The 2,869-nt window shown below is 72.4% G+C and carries 1 protein-coding gene; it reads right to left on the bottom strand.

The window, feature by feature from the left end; all coding sequences use genetic code 11:
- Window positions 1–289 precede the first annotated feature (289 nt).
- Window positions 290–2,815 (bottom strand): aminopeptidase N, encoded by a 2,526-nt coding sequence (gene pepN, locus HTZ82_RS01755; protein WP_175407463.1) that lies wholly within the window; start codon window positions 2,813–2,815, stop codon window positions 290–292.
- Window positions 2,816–2,869: the final 54 nt, after the last annotated feature.

Here is a 2,869-nt window from a genome sequence, read left to right as displayed (position 1 = left end):
CCGGGGGGCGCCGAGCCGGGGGGCGCCGAGCCGGGGGCGGAAGCTGGGGTGGGCACGGGGGTCATCCGGGTGCTGCCTTCCACGAGTGCGTCACATTGCGTGAGCCAGCGTGTACCCGGCGTGCGCGGCACGGGCGTCCTGCACAGGATCGGCACCCGAACGAGGGACGGTGCCGTTTCCCCGTACACGTGGACGCACCCGGCGGGGCACGGCATCCGGAAGCCCGGCCTTCACGAACGCGGCGGTTCGTGAAGGCCGGTGGGCACGTGCCGTGTGCGGCGGCTCCGGGTCAGGCGGTGCGGGTGGGGGCGGTGGTGGTGGTGGTGCGGACGTGGAGGGCTCGGCGGAGGTCGTCGAGGCGGTCGACGAGTTGGCGGTGGAGGGCGGGGGTGAGGTCCGGGTCGGTGAGGTGGGTGTGGCCCAGGTCGAGGTTCTCCTGGGTGACGGCGTACGCGGGGAAGGCGTAGCGGCCGGCGGCCGTGGCGATGGCCGGGCCCCGGCGGGTGGCGAGGGCGGTGGCCTCGGGGTAGTAGCGCGGGACGTAGGGGGCGAGGACGTCCGCGTGCTCGGGCTGCCAGAAGCCCTCGGCGGTGGCGTTGAACAGGTAGTTGGAGAGGGTGTCGTCGTGGAACATGCGCTGCCAGGCCGCTTCCTTCGCCTCGGGCGTGGGCAGGGCGGCGCGGCAGCGGGCGGCGCCTTCCTGGCCGGTGGCGCTGGGGTCGCGGTCGAGTTCGGCGGCGATGGCGGCCTCGTCGGCCGCGCCGAGTACGGCGAGGCGCCTGAGGATGCGCCAGCGGAGCTCCGGGTCCAGGTCGGGCCCGCCCGGGACGCTGCCGTCGGCGAGCCAGCCGTGGAGGGTGCCGGTGCGGTCCGTGCTGTCGATGAAGTGGCGTACGGCGGTGAGGCGCAGGCCCGGGTTCGCGCCGTCCTCGGTGCGGCGGATCAGGTCGCGGGTGAGGTCGGTCAGCGTGGCGCGGGCGTCGGCGCGGCCGGCCGGGGGGAGGTAGCGGTCGGCGATCTGGTGGAGCGCGAACCCGAGGACGTTCTCGACGATGGCGACGTCGGTCTCGGCGGGCAGGTGCGCGTGGGCGGTGGTGAGGTAGTCGGCCGGGTCGAGGTCGCCGTCGCGCACCATGTCGCGGAACGTGTTCCACAGGACGGACCGGGTGAGGGCGTCGGGAACGCCGGAGAGGGTGCGGAGCGCGGTCTCCTCGGAGACCGCGTCGAGGCGGATCTTCGCGTACGTGAGGTCGTGCTCGTTCGGGACGACGAGGGCGGGCCGTGGCCCGGGCCGGCTCTCGGGCGCCGCGCCGGTGTCGGGGATGTCCGTCTCGTACCGTTCGCGGACGACGAGGGTGCCGCCGTCGCTGAGGTCGCGGTCGTAGACGCCGATCGTGGCGCGGTGCGGGCGGGTGCCGTCGTGGTGGAGGGCGAGGTTCCAGCGGCCGGGGCCCGTGGTGACCTCGGCGGTGACGGTGTCGATGCCGGTGGTGCGGAGCCAGGCGTCGGCCCAGGCGTGGACGTCGCGGTCGGTGGCGGAGGCCAGGTTGTCGATGAAGTCGGCGAGGGTCGCGTTGCCGAACCTGTGGCGCGCGAAGTGGTTGTTGATGCCCGCGAGGAACTCCTTCTCGCCCATCCACGCGACGAGTTGGCGCAGGGCGGAGGCGCCCTTGGAGTACGAGATGCCGTCGAAGTTGAGGAGGGCCGAGGCCGTGTCCGGTACGGCCTCCGGGTCGGGCGCCACCGCGTGCGTGGAGGGGCGCTGGTCGGCGTCGTATCCCCAGGGCTTGCGCTCGACCGCGTAACCGATCCAGGTGTCGGGGTAGCGGGTGGTCGCCTCGTTGACGGTCTGGTAGCCCATGTACTCGGCGAAGGACTCGTTCAGCCAGATGTCGTCCCACCACTTCAGCGTGACGAGGTCGCCGAACCACATGTGCGCCATCTCGTGGGCGATGACCATGGCACGGCGCTGGCGCTCGCTGATCGTGACGGCGGAGCGGAAGACGAACTCGTCGCGGAAGGTGACGAGGCCCGGGTTCTCCATCGCGCCGGCGTTGAACTCGGGGACGAACGCCTGGTCGTAGGAGTCGAAGGGGTACGGCTCGTCGAACTTCTCGTGGTAGCGGTCGAAGAGCCGCCGGGTGACGTCGAGGAGTTCGTCGGCGTCCGCGTCGAGGTGGGGCGCGAGGGAGCGGCGGCAGTGGATGCCGAAGGGCAGACCCGCGTGCCGGGTGCGGACGCTGTGCCAGGGGCCGGCGGCGACGGCGACGAGGTAGGTGGAGATACGGGGCGTGGTGGCGGCCGTCCAGCGGCCGTCGGCGTCGCGGGTGGCGGTGCTGTTGGCGAGCACCGTCCAGTGGTCGGGTGCGGTGACGGTGACGTCGAAGACGGCCTTGAGGTCCGGCTGGTCGAAGGCTGCGAAGACGCGCTGGACGTCGTCCAGGAACAGCTGCGTGTAGACGTACGTCTCGCCGTCGCTGGGGTCGGTGAAGCGATGCATGCCCTCGCCGGTGCGGGAGTAGCGCATGGCGGCGTCGACGCGGAGCTCGTGCGTGCCCTGGCTGAGGCCGGTGAGGGGGAGGCGGTTGTCGGTCAGGGTGGTGAGGTCGAGGGGCTGCCCGTCGAGGGTGGCGCTGCGCAGGGTTTCCGGCTTGAGCTCGACGAAGGTGTCACCGGGGGTGCGGACGGTGAACCGGATGAGGGTGGTCGAGTCGAAGGTGTCGTCGCCGGTGGTGAGGTCGAGGTCGATCGTGTAGCGATGGACGTCGAGGAACCGGGCTCGGGTCTGCGCCTCTTCGCGCGTCAGTACGGGCATGGGTTCATGCTGCCCGATGGGCTGGGCGCGGGGCAGGGGGGTTGCGGAAGTGGG

The organism is Streptomyces sp. TRM64462, from assembly GCF_013362995.1.
GTDB lineage: Bacteria > Actinomycetota > Actinomycetes > Streptomycetales > Streptomycetaceae > Streptomyces.
This window is presented reverse-complemented; position numbering and strand designations above follow the sequence as displayed.

Bases quoted from the DNA above. Each gene is read 5' to 3' on its own strand.
- pepN (WP_175407463.1), bottom strand. From the start codon at position 2,815: ATGCCCGTACTGACGCGCGAAGAGGCGCAGACCCGAGCCCGGTTCCTC.